This window comes from Cyanobium sp. NS01 (assembly GCF_014280235.1).
Classification (GTDB): domain Bacteria; phylum Cyanobacteriota; class Cyanobacteriia; order PCC-6307; family Cyanobiaceae; genus NIES-981.
Window position 1 is genome coordinate 2,479,072 of record NZ_CP047940.1, and the last position, 20,652, is coordinate 2,499,723.

The 20,652-nt window shown below is 67.0% G+C and carries 19 protein-coding genes; 4 read left to right on the forward strand and 15 right to left on the reverse strand.

What is annotated here, in order from left to right; translation table 11 throughout:
• Positions 1-67 precede the first annotated feature (67 nt).
• On the reverse strand, positions 68-1,321 hold the full coding sequence (locus tag CyaNS01_RS13045) for a DegT/DnrJ/EryC1/StrS aminotransferase family protein (protein WP_186697449.1): 1,254 nt from the start codon (positions 1,319-1,321) through the stop codon (positions 68-70).
• A gap of 33 nt (positions 1,322-1,354) precedes the next feature.
• Positions 1,355-1,975 carry a thioredoxin family protein gene (locus CyaNS01_RS13050; RefSeq protein ID WP_186697451.1) on the reverse strand — a complete coding sequence of 207 codons (621 nt, stop codon included), beginning with the start codon at positions 1,973-1,975 and terminating at the stop codon, positions 1,355-1,357.
• An 18-nt stretch (positions 1,976-1,993) separates the two neighbouring features.
• Here CyaNS01_RS13050 and CyaNS01_RS13055 point away from each other — a divergent pair, with 18 nt between their 5' ends.
• Entirely contained in the window at positions 1,994-2,542 is a 549-nt protein-coding gene (locus CyaNS01_RS13055; protein WP_186697453.1) for a hypothetical protein, read from the forward strand.
• 18 nt (positions 2,543-2,560) lie between these two features.
• On the opposite strand, the gene CyaNS01_RS15005 is transcribed toward CyaNS01_RS13055, so the two are convergent.
• Both CyaNS01_RS15005 and CyaNS01_RS13065 read right to left on the reverse strand, forming a co-directional pair.
• Positions 2,561-3,913, reverse strand: coding sequence for an FAD-binding domain-containing protein (locus tag CyaNS01_RS15005; protein ID WP_186697455.1), 1,353 nt, complete (start codon positions 3,911-3,913; stop codon positions 2,561-2,563).
• A gap of 70 nt (positions 3,914-3,983) precedes the next feature.
• Positions 3,984-4,694, reverse strand: a complete 711-nt coding sequence (locus CyaNS01_RS13065) for a 4'-phosphopantetheinyl transferase superfamily protein (protein ID WP_186697456.1) — start codon at positions 4,692-4,694, stop codon at positions 3,984-3,986.
• 212 nt (positions 4,695-4,906) lie between these two features.
• Between CyaNS01_RS13065 and CyaNS01_RS13070 the strand changes: the two genes are divergently transcribed.
• The gene (locus tag CyaNS01_RS13070) at positions 4,907-6,274 is read left to right on the forward strand and encodes a serine hydrolase (protein WP_225875685.1); all 1,368 of its coding nucleotides are present in this window, start codon (positions 4,907-4,909) and stop codon (positions 6,272-6,274) included.
• Between the two features lie 210 nt (positions 6,275-6,484).
• Entirely contained in the window at positions 6,485-7,267 is a 783-nt protein-coding gene (fabI, locus tag CyaNS01_RS13075; RefSeq protein ID WP_186697458.1) for an enoyl-ACP reductase FabI, read from the forward strand.
• A 12-nt stretch (positions 7,268-7,279) separates the two neighbouring features.
• Here fabI and CyaNS01_RS13080 read toward each other — a convergent pair whose 3' ends face one another.
• On the reverse strand, positions 7,280-7,801 hold the full coding sequence (locus CyaNS01_RS13080) for a carbonic anhydrase (protein ID WP_225875686.1): 522 nt from the start codon (positions 7,799-7,801) through the stop codon (positions 7,280-7,282).
• 92 nt (positions 7,802-7,893) lie between these two features.
• Here CyaNS01_RS13080 and hisB point away from each other — a divergent pair, with 92 nt between their 5' ends.
• Entirely contained in the window at positions 7,894-8,541 is a 648-nt protein-coding gene (gene hisB, locus CyaNS01_RS13085) for an imidazoleglycerol-phosphate dehydratase HisB (RefSeq protein WP_225875687.1), read from the forward strand.
• Positions 8,542-8,583: 42 nt separating this feature from the next.
• On the opposite strand, the gene CyaNS01_RS13090 is transcribed toward hisB, so the two are convergent.
• From CyaNS01_RS13090 to CyaNS01_RS13135, 10 genes are all read right to left on the reverse strand, one after another.
• On the reverse strand, positions 8,584-9,414 hold the full coding sequence (locus CyaNS01_RS13090) for an LpxI family protein (RefSeq protein WP_186697462.1): 831 nt from the start codon (positions 9,412-9,414) through the stop codon (positions 8,584-8,586).
• 92 nt (positions 9,415-9,506) lie between these two features.
• Positions 9,507-10,790, reverse strand: a complete 1,284-nt coding sequence (gene hisS / locus CyaNS01_RS13095) for a histidine--tRNA ligase (protein ID WP_186697464.1) — start codon at positions 10,788-10,790, stop codon at positions 9,507-9,509.
• A 7-nt stretch (positions 10,791-10,797) separates the two neighbouring features.
• Positions 10,798-11,877: an NAD-dependent epimerase gene (locus CyaNS01_RS13100; protein ID WP_186697465.1), complete on the reverse strand. Its 1,080-nt coding sequence runs from the start codon at positions 11,875-11,877 to the stop codon at positions 10,798-10,800.
• On the reverse strand, positions 11,874-12,827 hold the full coding sequence (locus tag CyaNS01_RS13105; protein WP_186697467.1) for a UDP-glucuronic acid decarboxylase family protein: 954 nt from the start codon (positions 12,825-12,827) through the stop codon (positions 11,874-11,876). The genes CyaNS01_RS13100 and CyaNS01_RS13105 overlap by 4 nt, the downstream gene beginning before the upstream one ends.
• Positions 12,828-12,831: 4 nt before the next feature.
• Positions 12,832-14,211 (reverse strand): nucleotide sugar dehydrogenase, encoded by a 1,380-nt coding sequence (locus CyaNS01_RS13110; RefSeq protein WP_186697469.1) that lies wholly within the window; start codon positions 14,209-14,211, stop codon positions 12,832-12,834.
• A 407-nt stretch (positions 14,212-14,618) separates the two neighbouring features.
• The gene (locus tag CyaNS01_RS14340; protein ID WP_222934185.1) at positions 14,619-15,533 is read right to left on the reverse strand and encodes a DUF4115 domain-containing protein; all 915 of its coding nucleotides are present in this window, start codon (positions 15,531-15,533) and stop codon (positions 14,619-14,621) included.
• Positions 15,534-15,608: 75 nt separating this feature from the next.
• Positions 15,609-18,095: a type II secretion system protein GspD gene (locus CyaNS01_RS13120; protein WP_186697471.1), complete on the reverse strand. Its 2,487-nt coding sequence runs from the start codon at positions 18,093-18,095 to the stop codon at positions 15,609-15,611.
• A 168-nt stretch (positions 18,096-18,263) separates the two neighbouring features.
• Positions 18,264-19,049, reverse strand: coding sequence for a hypothetical protein (locus CyaNS01_RS13125; protein WP_186697473.1), 786 nt, complete (start codon positions 19,047-19,049; stop codon positions 18,264-18,266).
• Complete coding sequence (locus tag CyaNS01_RS13130) at positions 19,046-19,753, reverse strand: PilN domain-containing protein (protein WP_186697475.1); 708 nt, start codon at positions 19,751-19,753, stop codon at positions 19,046-19,048. Before CyaNS01_RS13130 ends, CyaNS01_RS13125 begins: the two co-directional genes overlap by 4 nt.
• Positions 19,750-20,628, reverse strand: a complete 879-nt coding sequence (locus tag CyaNS01_RS13135) for a hypothetical protein (RefSeq protein ID WP_186697477.1) — start codon at positions 20,626-20,628, stop codon at positions 19,750-19,752. Before CyaNS01_RS13135 ends, CyaNS01_RS13130 begins: the two co-directional genes overlap by 4 nt.
• Positions 20,629-20,652 lie beyond the last annotated feature (24 nt).

Genomic DNA, 20,652 nt, shown 5'->3' on the forward strand with positions numbered 1-20,652 from the left:
CGAGGCTTGGTAGACGACAAGCGCTTCGGCTTGCTAATCGTTGAACACGGCACCTGCAGATTTGGGTTCAGACCGCGCAGCTGGCCCGATCCGGCAGGCTGCTGGGCGCGGCAGCGTCGCCGGGGCGCGCCAGCAGCTGGCCCAGGGCCTCTACCACCCGTTGCTGCTGGGCCTGGGAGAGCTCCGGGAAGATCGGCAGGCTCAGCACCTCGGCGCAGAGCCGCTCGGTGACCGGCAGGCTGCCGGGCCCATAGCCCAGGGCGGCATAGGCCGGCTGGCGGTGAATGGGAATCGGGTAGTAGATGATCGTGCTCACGCCCGCCTCCTGCAGCTGCTGCTTGAGCCAGTCGCGGCAGCGGCCCTGCGGCAGGCCGAACGCGTCCGTGTTGGCAGCGGGGTCGCAGGGCGCCTCTCCGCGGGCGCCACAGGCCGGGGCGCCGATCGGGCAGGCCGGCACCCGCAGCACGAACTGGTTCCAGCTGTGGCCCTCAGGCCCGGCCGCCGGCAGGGCCACCCCGGGCAGCCCCGCCAGCTGGCTGAGGTAGCGGGAAGCGATGGCCCGGCGGCTCTCCAGCCAGCGGCTCAGGTGGGGCAGCTTCACGGCCAGCACCGCCGCCTGCAGGGCATCGAGGCGGCTGTTGTAGCCGAGATCGGTGTGCAGGTAGCGGCGCGGCATGCCGTGCACCGCCAGCTCCCGCACCCGCTGGGCCAGGGCCCCATCGCGGCACACCACGGCGCCGCCATCGCCGGCGGCGCCAAGGTTCTTGGTGGGAAAGAAGCTGAAGCAGCCCGCATCGCCCCAGCTGCCCACCGGCCGGTTGGCCCAGCGGGCGCCGGTGGCCTGGGCGCAGTCTTCCACCACCTTGAGGCCATGGCGCGCAGCGATGGCGCCAATGCGCTCCATGTCCACCGGCCGGCCGAACAGATGCACGGGCAGCAAGGCCCTGGTGGCCGGCGTGATCGCTGCCTCGATCAGGTCCAGATCGATCAGGTAGCTGGCGGGGTCCACGTCCACGAACACCGGCGTGGCCCCCACGGCACTGATCGCCTCGGCGGTGGCGAAGAAGCTGAAGGAGGCGGTGATCACCTCATCGCCGGGGCCGATGCCGAGGCCGCGCAGGGCGAGCACCAGGGAGTCGGTGCCGCTGTTGCAGCCCACCGCGTGGGGCACGCTGCAGGCCTCGGCAAAGGCGGCCTCAAAGGCGGCGATGGTGGGGCCGCCGATGTACTGGCCGCTACGCAGCACGGTCAACACGGCGTCATCGAGGGCACCACCCAGCTCCTGGATCTGCTCACCGAGGCTGAAGGGTGGCACCTGCATGCGGCTCACCATAAACGCAATGAGCGGCAGGGATCAGCGGGCCCATTCCGGTTCTGAACCTGGATGCCACTTGATGTTGCAGCCGATGGCGGGGCGCTGCTCCCCTGCCGGAGTGCCTCCAGCCTCAAGGGCCGCGAGGGCAGCGCGCAGATCTTTGCCATCAGCGGGCCGGCCCTGGCCGGGGCGGCTGTCATCGAGCTGGCCGCGATACACCAGCCGCAGAGCGCCGTCGGCGGCCGGGGCGAAGAGGTAGGGATCGGGGGTGCAGGCGGCCCGGAAGGCCCGGGCGATCTCCTGGTGGCCATCCAGCAGGTAGGGGAAGGTCCAGCCGTGGCGAGCCGCCTGGGCCCTTAGACCCTCGGCGCCGTCCTGGGGGTGGGTCTGCAGGCTGTTGCTCGAGATCGCCAGGATCCGCAGCCGCAGCGGCGGGCCGGCCACATCCGCCTGCAGGCGGCTGAGCTCCTGTTCCACGTGCTTCACGAAGGGGCAGTGTTCACACAGAAACAACACCAACACGGGCCCCCTGGCCAGGCCATCGAGGTCGAGCGGTTCGCCACTCACCTGCTGGGCAGCACCAGTGGCCAGCTGGGCGCTGATCACTCCGAACGGCAGGGGCGTGCCCAACGGCAGCATGGTGGATGGCGTCAGCGCCATGGGCCTGTTCCTTCATCGATGCCTGCCCTCACGCTAAAGAACTCTTCCCTGCAAGCCAGCGCGGCTCTGGCGGGGTTGCTGCTCAGCGCCGGCTGCGTGCCGGCCCACCGCCAGGCCAGCTGGGCGATCTTCCCCCTGCAGCGCAGCGTGCCCCACGACGGCCTGGCGGTGGTGAGCCAGCCCGATGGCTACGGCCTGCACATCTGGATCGACACCGACACCCGCGAGAGCGGCATCTGCCAGCCCCGCTGGACGCCCGACCCGGCGCGGCTGTTCAACGGCAACGGCACGGCTCCGTTCAGTTCGGGGCTGGCCAGCCGCCAGGAGTTCTTCCAGGCCGTGGCCCGCAGCGATGTGCGCCGGGCCCTGCGCCAGCAGAGTGAGGCCCTCTGTCAGGAGGCCGATCCCAAGCGCAGCTTCCGCTGGCTGGAGCCGCCCCTGACACCCGAACAGGTGCAGGTGGAGGCCTTCCCGCTGCTGGAGGAGCCGGATCTGCTCAGCGATCCCGCCGCCGTGCTCGAGCAGGAGGAGGCCTTTCTCAAGGAGGCCACGGAACCCGGGGATTGAGCCCAGGGCTTGAGCTCATCAGCCCGTGAGGAAGCGGCGCCACACCAGGGGCTCGGCCTGGCGCCAGTAGCGCGAGAAACGGCGCAGATCGGGGGGCGACTCCAGCCGCACAAAGGGTTCCGGCTCCAGCACCTGCACGGGCAGCACCACGGCAATCCTGCGACGGATCAGCTCGAAGCGGGGATCCACTGCAGCGGAGGTCACCACGCCATCAGCCCCATGACGAGCGGCGAAGGCAAGCACCTGCTCGGCCACATCCCCCTGCCTGAGGCTCACCGGCAGCTCCAGGGCGCATTCGTAGAGGAAGCCCAGCCGTTGGAGGCTGAGGCCAGAGGCCGCGATCAGGGAGGTGTCGAACACGAACAGCGCCGGCGCCTCGGGCCAGGCGCGCAGGGCAGGGTTGGCAGGCCCCAGTGCCTCACCGTGCACCCACACCAGCGGGCGGCCGAGCAGTGGGCCTGATCTCGTAGGCGGAGCGGGAGCCGCGAGTCGCTGCACCGGTGCTGGGAGGCTCTGATCCAGGCCCACCGGCGAGGGGGCGAACAGCCGTTGCTGCAGGGTTTCATAGCTGGCCTCGAAAGGACAGCCGGCCCCAGCCAGCAGGCAGCCGCGACAGTGGCGGTCTCCCGCAAAGCGTTCCAGGTTGGCGCGGTTGAAGATGTAGGGCTTCTGGCTGAAGCTGCTCGCCACCCACTGCCAACTGAAGTTGTTGCTGGCCGGATCTCCATCCAGCAGGTGCTGCAGAAACCAGCGGGCGCCCGCCTGCCACTGCACCTGGCGCCAGTGCACCACATAGCTGGCGAGCCACATCCGAGCGTGATTGTGAAGCCAGCCGCGGCCCAGCAGCTCCCCAGCGAAGGCATCCATGCAGGCCAGACCGGTGCGGCCCGTCGCGATGTCAGCGGGAAGCGCGTCGGCATAGCGACCGGGGGGATGACCCGTCTTGAGGGGCTCCTGGTCGTTCCAGATGGCATCGCCTCTCTGCTTCCAGAGCCGCTGCCAATAGTCGCGCCAGCCAAGCTCATTGATCAACTTGCCGGCAAGTTGCCGGCCCTCAGCCCGCTGTCCGCTGCGTCCGTAGCCCCGCTCCTCCAGCCAGCGGAACACCGCGTCGCGTACCTCAGCCAGACTGAGCACCCCATGGCGGATGTAGGGCGAGAGGCCGCTCACGGCGCCGTCGATGTGGTTGCGGCTGCAGCCATAGGCGATCGGATCCAGCTGGGCGAGCTGGGCCAGGGCAGCCACGCCGCCGCCGCGGATCGGGCTCAACCCACCCCAGGCCGAGGGGAACAGTTCGGTGATGGTCTGCTCCAAATCCTTCCGATCCAGGAAGGTGCTGGGCAGATCAGCCGCAGCATTGGCGGGAGGCATCGGGAGGCAACAGGGTCCGTCGAGCGGCTCGCCCAACGACGAAGCCTGAGGCCATTGCAGCGCATCGGCCTCAGCCGCTCAGCGAGGGATCTGACGCTTGGCCGGCAGCCAGGGCCCCCACATAGCCCCTGCCGAGGCAGAGCCTCCAGTGGCCCATCAGGCCGGCCGATCCGCCCACAGGTGGCGCGGCCAGGCCCCAGCCACCGGCCTTCAGTTCGGCTTCCAGATGACACCAGGCCTGCAGAAACGCCGTGGCCTGCTCTGCAACAGGCTGCTGCAGGAGGGCGTCAACCTGCTGGCTCGACAACAGGCGACGCGCAATGGGTTGCCAGTTGAGCGCCGGCCGCTCCTGCTCCACATCGACCCCCAAAGGCCGGCAGCGGTGGAGGGCCAGGAGAATCAGATCCCCGGAATGGCTGACATTGAACTGCGGCCCCCCGGGGCAATAGGGCTTGCCTCGCGGACCCAGGGCGATCGCCACGTGCTGCGGCTGCTGATCCATCCAGAGAGCCAACATCTGGCGCAGCAGGCCACGGCCCAGCAGAAAGCGATCCTGATCCGCCTTGTGGCGAAAGCCGCCAAGGCGGCAGTTCTCCTCTGCCGTCAGCGTGCAGGCCAAACCAGCCAGCAGGGGAGCGCTGATGCCAGCCCCACGATTCACGGCCAGCAGCAGGGGCTGATCCTGTTGAGAGCAGCCATCCGCAGCAAGGAGTTCCGGCAGGGAGAGCCCCGGAAACCACGGGATGGGCTTGAGGAGTGTCAGATCAGTGGCCTGCGCCATGGGGCCGGGTCAAGGTCTTCCAGGAAACAACGCGTGAAACCCTGGAGAACTCTGCCTGACGGCATGAATCAGGACCAGCTGCCCTCTGAGCCATGGTCATGGTCTGACCACGCCCACACTGTTGCCAACATCGGGGCAAGAAACTATCCCAAAATCAACACGATCCAGAGATGCCTGATCGCTGCCGGACCTGGCTACGAACGCGGCGAGGCATGGTCTTGGCCTCGATGGTGCTGCTCGGGCTGTCAGGAACGGTCGCAGCGACGCTCTACATCCAGGTTCGCGCCCGGCTCGTTCTGGCCCAGGCTGGATCGGCCTACGTGGCCAAGACCCTCTGCAGCGGGGTCCTGATGGCAGAGATGGACGATGCCCAGCTCTGGGCGGCTGAACTCTCGCGGGCCCGCGGTCTGGTGAACGCCAGATTCATTCCTGATCGGGGAGAGGTGGTCACCGATGCCCTGTGGGGGCTGGTCTCAGCCCGCGCGACGCGGCAATCGAACCTGGGGTGTTCGCTGTACCACCAGGACATGCCTCCCGTTTCCCTGCCGGAGCAACCCAGGCCAGTGAGCTCAGATCAGCCCAGCCCATCGATGCCCTGGCGCCTGGATCCCGCCTCGCCAGACGCACCTCCTGGAGCTCCAGACGTGCAGGAACTGCAAGAGGTGTTGGATGAAGCCTTCCGGGAGCCCGATCCCCAGAACCCACGCCGCACCCGCGCTGTCGTGGTGGTGCACAACGGATGGGTGGTGGCGGAACGCTATGCCCCCGGTGTCAGTCCCGCCACACCACTGATCGGCTGGTCAGTCACCAAGGCCCTCACCCACGCCTTGGTCGGCATCGCCGTGAAAGAGGAGCTGCTGCAGCTGGACAAGCCGGTTCAGGTTCCCGAGTGGACCTTGCCTGAGGATCCCAGGCGGGCGATCACCCTCGACCAGCTGCTGCGCATGAGCAGCGGTCTCGCGTTTACCGAGGTCTACGGCGACTTCGAGACGGATGTTGTGAAGATGCTCCTGCACAGCGAGGATGCCGCTGCCTACGCAGCGGGGAAGCCGCTGGAGGCGGAGCCCGGCAGGCTGTGGCACTACTCCTCCGGCGACAGCAATCTCATCTCCAGGGGTCTGCGACTGGCCTTGTCGGATGATGCTGCCTACTGGCGATTTCCCTATGAGCACCTGTTCCAGCCCCTGGGGATGCACAGCGCTGTGGTCGAAACCGATCCTTCCGGTACGTTTGTGGGCTCTTCACTTGCCTACGCCACGGCCCGGGACTGGGCTCGTTTCGGGTTGCTCTACCTCCACGATGGCGTGTGGGGCGATCGGCGCCTTCTCCCCCACGGCTGGGTCAAGCAGGCGATCACACCCACCCCCGGCTCTGAGGGAAACTACGGTGCTCACTGGTGGCTGAATCAGGGCGGCCGTTTCCCTGATCTACCCCGCGATACGTTCTATGCGAGGGGGTTCAGTGGACAGCTGATGATGATCGTGCCCTCCCGCAACGTGGTGATCGTGCGGCTGGGCCAGACACCCGGCAAGGGATTTAATCCCAACACCTTTGCCAGGAGAGTGCTGAAGGCGTTGTGAGGATGCGTCTACGACGCATGACAGATGGCCTATCTACACGTGAATGGGATCATCCAGTCAGCAGATGATCGCGAGCACCGAAAACTCTGATGTAGAAGCAGGGGGGCTCATGGACAAGCTCACGGGTTCAGCTCGCTGAGCCGCCTCGTCACCAGGCGAGGTGCTGCGGGAAGATGACAGGCCCACGCTGTGCCACCTCGGCTCCCCCCCATGCTCCTTGATCTGCGCGGCAAGAAGGCCCTGGTCACCGGCATCGCCAACAACCGCTCGATCGCCTGGGGCATTGCCCAGCAGCTCGCCGCCGCTGGCTGTGAGCTGGGGGTCACCTACCTGCCGGATGAGAAGGGCCGCTTCGAGGCCAAGGTGCGCGAGCTCACGGCGCCGCTGAACCCCAGCCTGTTCGAGCCCCTGAACGTGCAGGACCCCGCCCAGATCGAAGCGGTGTTCGAGCAGGTGAAGCGGCAGTGGGGGCAGATCGATGTGCTGATCCACTGCCTGGCCTTCGCCGGCAAGGAGGAGCTGGTGGGCGACTACTCCGCCATCAGCCCCGAGGGCTTCGCCCGGGCCCTGGAGGTGAGCGCCTACTCCCTGGCCCCCCTCTGCCGCCACGCCAAGCCCCTGTTCAGCCAGGGGGCCAGCGTGATCACCCTCAGCTACCTGGGCGCCGAGCGCGCCATCCCCAACTACAACGTGATGGGCGTGGCCAAGGCGGCCCTGGAGGCCTCGGTGCGCTATCTGGCCGCCGAGCTGGGTCCCGAGAAGCAGGTGCGCGTCAACGCCATCAGCGCCGGGCCGATCCGCACCCTGGCCAGCTCCGCCATCGGCGGCATCCTCGAGATGATCCACAACGTGGAGGAGAAGGCCCCGCTCAAGCGCACCGTGACGCAGGACGAAGTGGGCGCCACCGCCGCCTTCCTGGCCAGCCCCCTGGCCTCGGGCATCACCGGCCAGGTGCTCTACGTGGACGCCGGCTACTGCATCACCGGCATGTGAGCACCCGCCCCTTCAGGGGGTGCTGATGAACTGCTCCGTGCGCATCGGCATCACCGCCCCCATCCAGTCGATCGTGGTGGTGTGGAGGTTGTAGAAGGCCGCTTCCACGCTCAGCCGCCCGGCGCGCAGCAGGTCGGTGAGCAGCACGCTGGAATCCACCAGGTTGCGGGCGGCATTGAGGGTGTGGTGGCGGGAGGCCTGATCGAGGTCGTGGTGGCCGCCGAGGTTGATCAGCTCCATGCGCAGCTGGCCCACCAGCTGGGCCAGGCTCGGGGTGAGCGTGAGCGCCGGGTTCAGGGCCGCCTCCACGGCGCCGCAGCGTTCATGGCCCAGCACCACGATCACCGGCACGCCCAGGTGAGCCACGGCGTACTCCAGCGAGGCGATGGCGGCGGTGGTGGAGAGGGTGCCGGCGTTGCGCACCACGAACAGGTCGCCGAATCCGGTGTCGAACAGCAGCTCCACCGGCACCCGCGAGTCGGCGCAGCCCAGCACCGCGGCGGTGGGGTGCTGACCCGATTCCACCTCCAGCATGCGCTCGCGGCGGCCGCAGCGGTGGGCGTGATTGTGGACGGATAGCGGCCGTCAACTTCGGCATGATTGGTACAGTCCCGCCCCTTTGGCCCGTGTCCTCCCTTCCGGACCTCAACCACGACGGCCCCGGCGGCGGCCGCGGTGGCACCGTGCACCGGCTCACCGGCGAAACCGACGTGAGCGTGCGGCTGGGCCTCGATGGCAGCGGCCGCTGCCAGGTGGGCACCGGCGTGCCCTTCCTCGACCACATGCTCCACCAGCTGGCCAGCCATGGCCTTCTGGATCTGGAGATCAGCGCCGTGGGCGACACCCACATCGATGATCACCACACCAACGAGGACGTGGGCATCGCCCTGGGCCAGGCCCTGGCCCAGGCCCTGGGCGACCGGCGCGGCATCCAGCGCTTCGGCCACTTCGTGGCCCCCCTCGACGAGGCGCTGGTGCAGGTGGCCCTCGACTGCTCCGGGCGGCCCCACCTCAGTTACGGCCTGGAGATCCCGGCCCAGCGGATCGGCAGCTATGACACCGAACTGGTGAAGGAGTTCTTCGTGGCGGTGGTGAACAACTCCGGCCTCACCCTGCACATCCGCCAGCTGGCGGGCTCGAACTCGCACCACATCGTGGAGGCCTGCTTCAAGGCCTTCGCCCGGGCCCTGCGGCTGGCCACGGAGATCGACCCGCGCCGCGCCGGCGCCATTCCCAGCAGCAAGGGAGTGCTGGAGCGGGCTGGCGCGGCCTGAAGCAGGTCGGACCGGCGCCTGGGCCGATCCAGCCTCAAAGTGTCAGCGGATCTGCTGGCGCGCCCACAGGAAGAGCCCCAGGCGCTCGGCATCGGCCATGGTGCGCTCGGCATCGAGCAGCAGGGCGCCGCGGGCCTCCCAGGCGATGCCGGAAAGGCCTGCTGCTGCGGCCTTCGCCACCGTGGTGGGGCCGATGGCGGGCAGGTCCATGCGGCGGTCCTGCTGGAGCTTCGGGGCCTTGTAGAGCACGCCGGAACGGGGCGCCTCCGGTGGCAGGGCCCGGCTGCTGGCCACCCACTCGAGCATGGCGTCGGTGCCGGGCAGGGCTTCGGTGGCCAGGCAGAGCCCCCCCGCCACCACTGCGCCCTGGCCCACGTCCACCATCGAGATCGCCTCCACGATCTGGGCGGCGCGCTCCACATCCGCCCGGTCCATCTCTGTGGGCAGGCGGCTGGCGTAGACGCCTGGCTCGGGCAACAGCTTGGGCGCCACGTCCTCCACACCCACCACCTCCAGCCCGAGCTCCTCGATGATCTCCGCCAGGGACCGCAGGGAGGCGTCGTCGCCCTTGCGCAGCGAGGCCAGGATGCGGGGCGCCGCCATCAGGGTGGAGCCCTCGAAACGCATGATGTTGAGGGCCCGGGGCCGGTGGAACTTGCCCACCATCACCACCTGGCGGATGCCGCGCTTCTCGAGCGAGCGGAAAAAGGAGATGGAGCGCTCGAAGTAGAACTCCTCAGCGTCCTCCAGCTCCACCTCCAGGCCATGGGGCCGGCAGACCAGGTGAGGCCGCCCAGACGCCCTCAGGGCCTGCGAGAGCATCCTGGGCAGCACGCCGGCACCGGCAATGATCGCGAGGGTCGAGTCACCCATCTAGGCCGGCGGTCACAGTCCAGTCGTGGTTGGCGGCAGTCAACTGCCAGCACGTGGTCACTGACGGCCTGGAGTGGACACGTCCTCAGTCGTCATCGGGCCAGCCGCGCCGCGACTTGCTCGGGGCTGAGCCGCTGATCGGCGCTGGCGGCAGGGGAGCCCTCCACCCCGCTGGGGCGCAGCTCGCGCAGCAGCACCACGCCGGCGCTGGCCTCGTCCTCGCCGATCACTGCAGCCCAGGAGGCCCTGGAGCGATCCGCCCGCTTGAACTGCTTGGCGAAGGCGGCTCCGCTGGGATCGATCTCCACCACCAGCCCGGCCCGGCGGCACAGCCGCGCCAGCGGCAGGGCCTGGGCCTCGGCCTCAGCGCCGCGGCTCACCACGTAGAGATCCGGCGGCGGCTGGCTGGGCAGGCCCGCGGTGGCAGAGCGGCTGAGCAGCAACACCAGCCGCTCCAGCCCCATCGCCCAGCCGATGGCCGGTGTGGCCGGGCCGCCCAGCTGCTGCACCAGGCCGTCGTAGCGGCCGCCGCCGCAGACGGTGGCCTGGGCCCCGAGCTGATCGCTGGTGATCTCGAAGGCCGTGTGGCTGTAGTAGTCGAGGCCCCGCACCAGGCGGGGATTGAGCTGCACCGGAATGGCCAGCGCCGCCAGACCGGCCTGCACCGCCTCGAAGCGCTCGCGGCTGGCCCCACAGAGGCTCTCCAGCAGGCTGGGTGCCTCGGCCAGCAGGGCCTGGGTATCGGGGTGCTTGGAATCCAGCACCCGCAGGGGGTTGCTCTGGAGGCGGGCCTGGGACTCGGGGTCGAGCTGAGAGCGGCGCTGCTCCAGCCAGGCCACCAGCTGCTGGCGGTAGCCGGCGCGGTCTTCCGGGCTGCCCAGGCTGTTGAGCTCGAGCGCCAGGCCCCCCACCCCCAGATCGGCCAGCAGATCCCACGCCACGGCGATGGCCTCCACATCGGCGCGGGGGTCGGCAAAGCCGAGCAGTTCCAGGCCGATCTGATGGAACTGGCGCTGGCGGCCGGCCTGGGGGCGCTCATAGCGGAACATCGGCCCGCCATACCAGAGCCGCTGGGGCCCCTGGCTGAGCAGCCCGTGCTGCAGCACGGACCGCACCACCGACGCCGTGCCCTCCGGCCGCAGCGTGCAACTGCGCTCGCCCCGGTCGACGAAGGAGTACATCTCCTTGCCCACCACGTCGGTGGCCTCACCGATGCCACGGGCGAACAGCTCAGTCGCCTCCAGCAGCGGCGTGCGGATCTCCTGGATGGCGGCGCGGCGAAAGTGCTCCGCGGCCCGGCCTTCCACGTACTGCCAGAGGGCCGTGGCCCCAGGCAAGAGGTCCACCATGCCGCGCAGACTCTGCAGCGAAGCCAATCCCGGTTCAGGCGAAGGGAACCGAGTCTGCCTGGCGAAGCCGCGCTGCAGGGTTCTGGACCCGCGCTGAGCCGTGATGGTCCAGATACCAGCGGGCGAAGCGCTCCACTCCCTGCTCCAGGCTGGTGGAGGGCTCGAACCCCACCCAGGCCTGCAACCGGGAGGTGTCGGCCGCTGTGGCCTTCACATCGCCAGGCTGCATGGGCTGGAGATCGAGCACGGCCCGGCGGCCCAGGGCCGCCTCCAGAACTTGAATGAAGCGCAGCAGCTCCACCGGCTCACTGTTGCCCAGGTTGAACAGGCGATGGGGCGCCCAGCTGGTGGCGGGATCGGGAGCGGCCGGATCGAACTCCGGGTTGGGGGTGGCGGGTTGATCGAGGCAACGCACCAGCCCCTCCACGATGTCGTCGATGTAGGTGAAGTCGCGCCACATGGCGCCGTGGTTGAACACCCGGATCGGCTCGCCGGCCAGGATCGCCCTGGCGAACAGCATCGGCGCCATGTCCGGCCGTCCCCAGGGGCCATAGACCGTGAACAGGCGCAACCCCGTGGCCGGCAGTCCGTAGAGATGGCTGTAGCTGTGGGCCATCAGTTCATTGGCCTTCTTGGTGGCGGCGTAGAGACTCACCGGGTGGTTCACCGGCTGGGATTCCGTGAAGGGAAGCTGGGTGTTACCGCCATACACCGAGCTGCTGGAGGCATACACCAGGTGGGCCACCTGCTGCGCTCGGCAGGCCTCCAGCACCTGGGAGAAGCCCAGCAGATTGCTCTGGATGTAGGCCGCCGGATTGGTGATCGAGTGGCGCACGCCGGCCTGGGCGGCCAGATGCACCACCCGGTCAAAGCGCTCCCGCTCGAACAGGGCGCTCAGCAGGGAGGGCTCCTCGATGGACCCCTCCACGAAGCGCCAGGCGCCCGAGGCGGCAAAGGGCTCCAGCCGCGCCAGCCGCGCCCGCTTGAGGTCCGGGTCGTAGTAGGGGCTCAGGTTGTCGAGGCCCACCACCCGCTCCCCTCGCGCCAGCAGGCGCTCGCAGAGGGCCCCGCCGACGAAGCCAGCCGCCCCTGTCACCAGAACAGCTGTGGTCATGGGGTGGGTATGGGGAGGCTGGCGCGAAAGAAGGCGATGGTGGGCTCGAGACCCTGCTCGAGGGACACGCTGGGCTCCCAGCCCAGTTCCCGCCTGGCCAGATCGATCGCGGGCTGCCGCTGCAGCGGATCATCCTGGGGCAGCGGCAGGCAGATCAGCTCCAGGGCCGGGTTGATGCCATCGCGCACCTGTTCAGCCAGCTGCCGAATCGTGAATTCGCCGGGGTTTCCCAGGTTGATCGGCCCGGTGGAGGACCCGTTCATCAAGCGGATCAGGCCCTCCACCAGGTCATCCACAAAACAGAATGAGCGGGTCTGGGAGCCATCGCCATAGAGGGTGAGCGGCTCGCCGCGCAGGGCCTGCACGATGAAGTTGCTCACCACCCGCCCGTCATCGGGGAGCATGCGCGGCCCGTAGGTGTTGAAGATGCGCGCCACCCGAATCTCGGTGCCGTGCATGCGGTGGTAGTCGAAGCAGAGGGTCTCGGCCACCCGCTTGCCCTCGTCGTAGCAGCTGCGCGGGCCGATCGTGTTGACGCAGCCGCGATAACTCTCGGGCTGGGGATGCACCTCAGGATCGCCATACACCTCGCTGGTGGAGGCCAGCAGCAGCCGCGCCCCCACCCGCCGGGCCAGGCCGAGCATGTTGTAGGTGCCCAGGAAACTGGTCTTGGCCGTCTTGATCGGGTTGTGCTGGTAGTGCACCGGCGAGGCCGGGCAGGCGAGGTGCCAGATGCGGTCCACCTCCAGCCGGATCGGCTCGGTCACGTCATGGCGCAACAGCTCAAAGCGCGGATGGCCGATCCACTGGGCGATGTTGGCCTTGCGGCCCGTGAAGTAGTTATCGAGGCAGATCACCTCCTCGCCAGCCTCCATCAGCCGATCCACCAGGTGGGAGCCCACGAAGCCGGCTCCGCCGGTGATCAGGTTGCGCTGCAGCGTCTCCGGCATGGCCTCACCCCTCCCCCACGCGCCAGACGCTGAGCCCGGCGGCGCGGGCGGCCTGCTGATCGGCGCTGCCGCGGGCATCAAAGAGCCAGGCGGGTCTGCGCATCAGGGCAGCGGTGGCGGCCCAGTCAATCCGGCTGAACTGCTGCCATTCGGTGAGTAGCAGCAGGGCGTCGGCTCCTGTCGCGCCCTGCTCAAGGGCGGCACAGGGCGCCCAGCTGGCCTCGCCGTCGCCGGGGGGCTGGCCGAGGTCGGCCTCGATCTGGGCTGGGCTCACCTTGGGATCGAGGATCTGCAGGTGGGCGCCCTCCTCGATCAGGTCGCGGGCGATCTGGATGGCGGGTGAGGCACGGGTGTCGTTGGTGTCGGCCTTGAAGGCAAAGCCGAGCAGCACGAGGCGCTTACCGGTGACGGTGCCGAACAGGCGCTGCACCACCAGGCGGGCGATGCGGTGCTGCTGCCAGCTGTTGAGGGTCACCACCTGCTCCCAGTAGCTGGCCACCTCCTGCAGCCCGTAGTGGCGGCAGAGGTACACCAGGTTGAGGATGTCCTTCTGGAAGCAGCTGCCGCCAAAGCCCGGGCCGGCCTTGAGGAACTTGGGACCGATACGGCTGTCGCTGCCGATGGCGCGGGCCACCTCGTTGACGTCAGCACCGCTGGCCTCGCAGAAGGCGGCGATGCTGTTGATCGAGCTCACCCGCTGGGCAAGGAAGGCATTAGCGGCCAGCTTGCCCAGTTCGCTGCTCCAGATGTTGGTGCGCAGGATGCGCTCCTGGGGCACCCAGTGGGCGTAGATGGCGGCGAGGGCCTCGATCGCCTCGGGATCCTCACCGCCGATCAGCACCCGGTCAGGGGCCTCGAGATCGGACACGGCCGTGCCCTCGGCGAGGAATTCGGGGTTGGAGAGCACCGCAAAGCTCTGGCCGGGCTCAGCGCAGCCGAGGATCGCCTTGACGGCCTCGGCGGTGCGCACCGGCAGGGTGCTCTTCTCCACGACGATCGTGTGGCCGCGGGCGGCCTTGGCCACGGTGCGGGCACTGGCCTCGATCCACTTGAGGTCACTGGCCTGCCCGGCGCCCAGGCCCCTGGTCTTGGTGGGGGTGTTGACGGAGAGGAACACCATGTCGGCGGCGGCGATGGCCTCCTCCACGGCGGTGCTGAAGTGGAGGTTGCGGCCGCGGCAGCGGGCCACCACGGCGTCGAGGCCCGGCTCGTAGACCGGCAGGCGGCTGAGGTCGGGGTGGTTCCAGAGGGCGATGCGCTCGGCGTTGAGGTCCACCACGGTCACGTCGATCTGTGGGCAGCGATCAGCGATCACGGCCATGGTGGGTCCGCCCACGTAGCCCGCGCCGATGCAGCAGATGCGACGGGGTAGCTGTGCTGCCAAGGGAAGACACCTGGAATCCGATGACGCTACGCCAGGCGTTTCCTGGCGCTCAGAGCTCGCCGAAGCCCCCTGGACCAAACAGGAAGTTGCCACCGAAGGTGCCGCGCGGTAAGCGAGCCGGTCCGCGAGATGGCTGGCTGGAGACGGTGGGGGTCGGCATCAGCGAACCGCCGTGTGGGCGTCGGCCGTGATCGCCTTGTCGCTGAGGTTTGAGATCGTGAAGCCGAGGGCACCGTCTCCAGCAACGGTTAGCGACAGGTCAAGTACGGGTCGAGCGAGATGTCACGGTCAAGGAGGCCAGCGTGAACATGAGACTCTCACCCACAGCCAACTCTCGGCCCAAAAGGGTGGCCGCCATGGGAACTTGACTCAGAAGTCGATTGTATTCAGTGTTTTCATGCTCCGCTTTACCCGCCTGGCGTTGGCTTGTCAGAGGCTGAGCCGGCCTCGGCTGGCAAAAAGGTCTTCCAGCCCAGATTGTTGATCGCCGCGAGTGGCCGGAAGTCGTCGTCTCCGGCCGCCGCCACCCCGAGATGATCAGGGCGGCCAGCCCGCACCCGCAAGCCTTTCCCCAGGGGGAAGCTGCGCTGATCGCCCTTGTTGAGCAGTTCAGCGAGAACAACCCGTCCACTCACTGTCTCCACCTCCACCCAGCAGGGTCCATCGGCTTTCAGCCGTAGATCCTGCGTGCCAGGTTTTGGGCTTACCGGCGGGTCATTGGGGCTGGGAGTGGCCGAGTCCGCCCCTTCGGCCTGGACGTTGCTCGCAGGCTTGCTGTCTACCCTGCTCCCGCTGGACCGCCCTGCGCTACGGGCATCCTGGCCCCTACGCCCCAGGGAGTCGACGCCCACCACCAGCAGGACAACTGCCGTCGTGGTGGTCATCAGCAGCGGCAACTGTTGTCGCAGCGACAACCGCCGAGTGGCCGATCTCCAGCGCCGGCGCAGGCCGATGCGCCAACACCGTGTGCGCCTGGGAGGCAGTGGATCGGACCTGGCTGGGGCAGCATCCGCTGTGACTTCAGGCCTTGGAGAGGACAGGACCACAGGGGGCGCAGGGCTCTCAGCAAGGGACAACTGGCCGGAGGGGAGCTGCTGATACAGGCAGCGTCGCTCCTCAAGCAGCCGCCGGATTTCTAGGGCAAGGAGCTGAACTTGCTGACGAAACTTCGTCTCGTAGATGGAGGGGATTTCGTTAATCAGGGTCTGGTATTCCACCAGTTCAGCCTTGGCCCGCTCCAACTCCTGCTCCAGAAGCTGTGCAGCTTCCTCGCCAACAGAGGACTGATGGCTGGGTGATTCTGGGGAGGGTTGGGCCTTCAAAGCGGATGGATCATCAGAGGCAAGAGCAGAGATCAGCCTCTAAGCGATGGCGCCGCCGCAAGTAAAACCAGCCCATTAGAAGTCTCCATTGCCGAGGAATTCACGGCCTTGCCGGGTACCCGGCTGATAGCCATAGCCAAACGTGCCACCCGTTTCGTCGTTGATGATACGTGGTGTGACCATGATCACAAGTTCACGCTTTTCTTTTTGGTTGCCAGTACTGCGGAAGAACTGACCGATCAAGGGAATATCCCCCAGAATCGGCCATTTGCTGACCACCGAGCGATCAAAGTCTGAAATCACACCGGTGAGAATGAGTGTCTGACCATCGCGCACCCGCAAGGCGCCGGTATCCAGACTTCGGATGCTGAGAATGTTGAGATCCGAGCCACAACCTGCAGGAGCCGGTTCGCGATCGGTCACGGCAGAAACGCTCGGAGAAAGTACAAAGGTGATGAAGCCGTTGTCATCAATCTTCTCCACCCGTGCTCCCAGCACAAGCCCCGCGGTCGCCAGCCCCGGGGTGCACACCACATTTCCGCCCTGGGCGGGAGTTTCCGTCTCGTAGCTGGTCACCACGTTCGTTCCTACCCTCACCACGCCTTCATTGGCCCGGCGCCGCCCAATCGGTGAATCAACACCAAATTCACGGATACCCTGCCGCACTTCATCTGAATTCGTGCCGCTGGACATTTCATTCCCTTCCCTTAGCAAGGAAGGATTCTCCTGCAGGATCAGGGTGGGGCTAGCCAGCAGCTTGGTCGAACCCGAGACGATCTGGGCCCTGACAAAATCAAAGAACGTATCCGCAGGGTAGTTGGTACCAGGGTTGATCCTCCTGGTGCCCGTAAAGGTTGAGGATGAGATAGTGGATGTTTCTACATTGCGTCCGAGGGTGCGGGAGAGCACCCTGTTGACATTTCTCTGCAGAGAGTCGGAGCTGAGATTGGTGGAATTGTTAATCGGCTCCACGATGAACTGCCCGTCCTGCTCAACCAGGCGTGAGCCGGTTTCACTTGACAATGCCCGATTGACATCCCGTAGCTGGCTGTTGGTGAGAGTCCTACCCAGCCCCCGCGTGATGGCAAGACTGTTGGAGGAGTTACGGGTAACGGTTTCCGCCTGTGCGAAGTCGGCCTGCCCGGGAGGCAAGAAACGACCGAAGGCCCCCAGCAGCTGGCCATTATCGTTGACGATGAAGTTATTACCGAATCGGAAAGCGAAGGAATTATCAATCGAGGCTTCATTCTCGAGATTAACATCGAGAATCCTCACATTCAAAGCAACCTGACGTTGCCTGAGGTCCAACTGTCTGAGGTACTGCTCACCGATGGCCACCACGGATGGATCACCCACCATGGTGATCGTGCCGAGGCGCGTATCAGTGGTGGCTCGCAGGCCGATGAGGGGGCCAGTGGTGGCGCCGAAGGCTTCCACGGTTGTGATTGAACTGGCCTGGGTGGTCTGGGCGTTGGGGGCGGAGGAGATCGCATCGGCCTGGGTCACACCCTGGGTGACCGAGGTGGTGACGGTGTTGGTCTTGGTGACCGTGGCTCCCAGGTTGGCCAGATAATCCGCAGCGGCATTCGGGCCCACCTGGTTGAGACGATACACTTTCGACACCTGGGCGCCGAAGCTCTTCGAAAGGGCATTCGGACCCGCCAGGATCATGTTGCCCTCAAGCTTTCCCTGCAGGCCTGCTGCCAGGAGGGTGGTATTCAAGGCGCGGGCATAGGACTCGCCGCGGAAGGCAATCGACAGGGGCCGATTATTCTGATTGGGCGGTGCTCCAGCGGGCGCCGCGGCGACAGAGGGCTCATCGACATAGGCAAAGCCGTAACCCCCCAGACTGGCCAGGGCCATCAGCGCGTCGCGGGCCGGCGCATTCTTGAGGGTCATCGTCACCGGCGGACCAGAGACATTGACGAAGCCGGGGTTGCGCAGGGTCATGGTGCCAACGGCCATGTCACCCAGGGGTGGCGCCACGGCCCTCGGCTGCAGGGGCGGCGCATAGGTGGGCAAGGGCACGGCGCCTGGGCTGGCCAGGTTGAAGCTGTTGACCTGCAACGAGGCCTGGGGCACTGGCGAGGGGAAGGAGAGGATCAGGGAGCGCCCATCGGCACTCACCACAGGCCTGCCCAGGGTGACCCCGGGCATGGGGGTGACGCTGATCGAGAACGAGGTGCCCCCGCCATCAAAGTTGATCGCCTGGAAGCCCACCTCCGGCAACGACAGACGCTGAGGACCCACCATCAAGGCCGCAGGCTCAGCGGTGAACAGCTGGCCCTGCCATCCGGGACCATCCGAATTCTGCTGCAGCTGGGGCGAGATCCCAGTGCCTTCAATCACCAGCTCCACCGTGTCCGGCAGGCGCCGCACCTTGAGCTGAACAGCGCCAGTCAGCTCCTCGGCTGGAGGGATGGTGCCCGCCGATGGCACCCTCGGAGCTGACCCAGCCGCTGTCTGGAGCAGTAGAAGCGTAAGACAGCCAGATGCGAGGATCAATGGCCAGCAGGTTTTTCCAGCGGCAGGCCCTAAACGCGTACCGCGCAGCACCACCATCACCTAAAGCGGGATTGGAAGAGCGTGAGCCTACGCGCGTTCAGGAGGCGAATACAGTCAATTGCTGTACAAAAACGGAGGCCTCCATCCCAGTAAACCGGTAGCAAATGCGGCAGCGACTCGCTTCTCTGTGAGTACGTCAACCTGCCGTGTTGCTCTGCTAGAGCCCTACTCGACCCCGGGCGGCGCCGGCGGAATAGGTGCTGGAGCGCTGGGAGCCGGAGGCGCCTCAGGGGCATCGGCGGCAGCCTCGACAGGCCGGGGCTTCAATCCTCCTTCGGGCACCTTGTAGTAGGTGAGCAGCAGCTTCAGCTCGGGCACGGCCGGAGTTCCGGGTGGGAGGCGGCCCTGCTGATTGGCTCCCGTGGCGGCTGCGGGGTTGACCAAAACCATCCTGAAGTCACTGGGGATGGCCAGCAGGCTGAGCTTCTCGACGGCCCGGAGAAAGCCGAGCAACCGCGGATAGCTTCCCCTGGCGCTGAGCAGCACCTGCTCCGCCGTCAATCCGGCCTGTTCAAGCGGGGTCTGGGACGGTGGAACCTGCTCCCCTTCCGCCTGGCCATCTGGCTGAGCAGCCGCACGGGTCGCCACCGGCTCATAGAGCTCGAGCTGCACGCCGTTGCGGATGGCTTCGCGGTCGATCTGGCTCAGAAAGGTGAGAAACTCGCCGCTGCCCTGAATCAGGGCCAGGATTTTGCGCTGTTGCTGCTCGGCCTTGTCCCTGTCCAGGGCGGTCTGATCGAGCTGGCGGCGGATCAGCGGGATCCTCTGTTCCAGGACCTGGAGCTCGGCAAGCCGTTGGGAGTCCGAACGCAGACGCAGCAACTGGGGCACCAGCAAGCCTGCGCTGAGCACCGAAGCGATCAAGACCCCCACGCCGATCGGAACACCCAGCAGGATGCGCTGGCGCAGGATCTGCTCCTCATGGGACTGGGAAGACTGGAGATTGGTCATGGCAGCAGTCCCTCCTTCTGGAGCAGGTCGAGGCGGCGGGAAAGGCCCTCGGCGCCCAGGTCTTCGAGGACGACCTTTTCAGCCGCCGCAGGGATCGGCTCGCGAAATGCAAAGCGAAGTTCGAACTCCACGGCAGGCGACACCCTGTTGTTGTTGGTCGCCGTCCGGTCACGGGCGGCCTTGATCAGGGTCACCCCCTTGTCGGCGTCGACCAGGGGCGAACGTTCGAGCACAAGCTGGAGGGCATTGATCCGAACGAAGGCTTCCGGATCGTTGGCCAGTCCTTTGAGCAGCATCTGCTGCTGGTCGTTCTGCTGGAGGGCGTCGGTGAGCTGAATCCCCTGCGGCACCCTCTGTTGCAGATCCCGCATCAGGGCTGAGGAGGAGCGGGTTCCGATCAATCCGTTGACCAGAGCCGTGTTGCTCTGCTCCAGGGTCCGGAGGCCTTGGGCGCTGGCGGTGAACTTGCCCTGGAGCTGCTGCTCCTCTGCCTCCGCCCTGGCGAGCCGATCGATCTCCGCCTCCACGAACAGGCCACGCAGCACCGCCAGACCGGTGAGACCAAGCAACAAGCCGATGAGGCCAGTACCGATCGCCGCGCCCTTGAGCATGGTCTGGCGATCGGACTGGCTGGCCAGCGCCGGTTGCTGAAGGCCCAGCTCCTCGCGCTTCTCGCGCAACAGATCGAAGGGGGCGCTGCTCATCGGGCCAACGCCACCTGAGCCAATCCTGCCAGCGCCAGGGTGCCGAAACCGCGCCGATCAACAAGTTCCAGCTCCAGGCCAGTCTCCTGCTCCACCGCTGCGGCGGCACTCAGCTCGTCGCTCACCAGCAGCCGGTCATGGGTGATGCCGAACTGATCACGGCAGAACTGCAGACAGCGTTGCAGGGCAGGCACCAGCTGGGTGGCCTCCAGGGGAAGCCGCCGCTGGAAGTGGGGGGCCCCGTCCACCCAAACGTCGAGCAGGCATTCGCTGCTGGTGGGCTGCAGCACGCCAAGCAGATCGCCTGGGGCCATCGCGTCAAGCTCTTCACGCAGGGCCAGCATCTGGCAGGCCTGGGAGGGCAGCAGGTGGCGCAGGCTTGAGCCGGCGATGGCGAACAGGTCGATCCAGGCTTCCACCGTGGTCCGCGGCGCCGCGACCACCACCGCCCTTCCCTCCCGACCGGGCACTGGTTGCACATCGATGCGGGCCGCGCCCAAGGGATAAGGGAGCTTCAGATCGGGATTGAGCTCGCGCAGAGCTTCGATGGGGTCCTCAGGGCTGACGCCGCCGGGCCAGCTGATCAGGCGCCACTCACAGGCCTGGCGGGGCAGAGCCACCACCAGAGTCGCATTGGGAGCCTTCTGCTCCAACAACAGGTCTCCGACAAAATCCCCAAAGGCATCGGCAGCAATCGGCATGCCATCGCGCAGGGTGCGGGCCGGAACCGGTGCACTCCAGTTCTGTGCCTGAGGCTTGCCGTTGCGCAACCCCTGACCCACCAGCAACTGCGGATCGGTGAAGTCCAGCAGCACAATCCTGGGCAACAGCTCAGCCCGCAGTTGCCGCCAGCGCTCCTTGATCCCGACGAGCACCACGTCAGGGAGCCCATGAACGTT

What these genes read in the sequence shown, in the direction of transcription:
- fabI (WP_186697458.1), top strand. Translation starts at nt 6,485, where the DNA reads ATGCTCCTTGATCTGCGCGGCAAGAAGGCCCTGGTCACCGGCATCGCC.
- CyaNS01_RS13130 (WP_186697475.1), bottom strand. Translation starts at nt 19,753, where the DNA reads ATGAGCAGCGCCCCCTTCGATCTGTTGCGCGAGAAGCGCGAGGAGCTG.
- CyaNS01_RS13105 (WP_186697467.1), bottom strand. Translation starts at nt 12,827, where the DNA reads ATGCCGGAGACGCTGCAGCGCAACCTGATCACCGGCGGAGCCGGCTTC.
- CyaNS01_RS15005 (WP_186697455.1), bottom strand. Translation starts at nt 3,913, where the DNA reads ATGCCTCCCGCCAATGCTGCGGCTGATCTGCCCAGCACCTTCCTGGAT.
- CyaNS01_RS13045 (WP_186697449.1), bottom strand. Translation starts at nt 1,321, where the DNA reads ATGCAGGTGCCACCCTTCAGCCTCGGTGAGCAGATCCAGGAGCTGGGT.
- CyaNS01_RS13125 (WP_186697473.1), bottom strand. Translation starts at nt 19,049, where the DNA reads ATGACCAATCTCCAGTCTTCCCAGTCCCATGAGGAGCAGATCCTGCGC.
- CyaNS01_RS13055 (WP_186697453.1), top strand. Translation starts at nt 1,994, where the DNA reads ATGCCTGCCCTCACGCTAAAGAACTCTTCCCTGCAAGCCAGCGCGGCT.
- CyaNS01_RS13080 (WP_225875686.1), bottom strand. Translation starts at nt 7,801, where the DNA reads ATGCTGGAGGTGGAATCGGGTCAGCACCCCACCGCCGCGGTGCTGGGC.
- CyaNS01_RS13100 (WP_186697465.1), bottom strand. Translation starts at nt 11,877, where the DNA reads ATGACCACAGCTGTTCTGGTGACAGGGGCGGCTGGCTTCGTCGGCGGG.
- CyaNS01_RS13070 (WP_225875685.1), top strand. Translation starts at nt 4,907, where the DNA reads ATGGTCTTGGCCTCGATGGTGCTGCTCGGGCTGTCAGGAACGGTCGCA.
- CyaNS01_RS13050 (WP_186697451.1), bottom strand. Translation starts at nt 1,975, where the DNA reads ATGGCGCTGACGCCATCCACCATGCTGCCGTTGGGCACGCCCCTGCCG.
- CyaNS01_RS13065 (WP_186697456.1), bottom strand. Translation starts at nt 4,694, where the DNA reads ATGGCGCAGGCCACTGATCTGACACTCCTCAAGCCCATCCCGTGGTTT.
- CyaNS01_RS13090 (WP_186697462.1), bottom strand. Translation starts at nt 9,414, where the DNA reads ATGGGTGACTCGACCCTCGCGATCATTGCCGGTGCCGGCGTGCTGCCC.
- CyaNS01_RS13120 (WP_186697471.1), bottom strand. Translation starts at nt 18,095, where the DNA reads ATGGTGGTGCTGCGCGGTACGCGTTTAGGGCCTGCCGCTGGAAAAACC.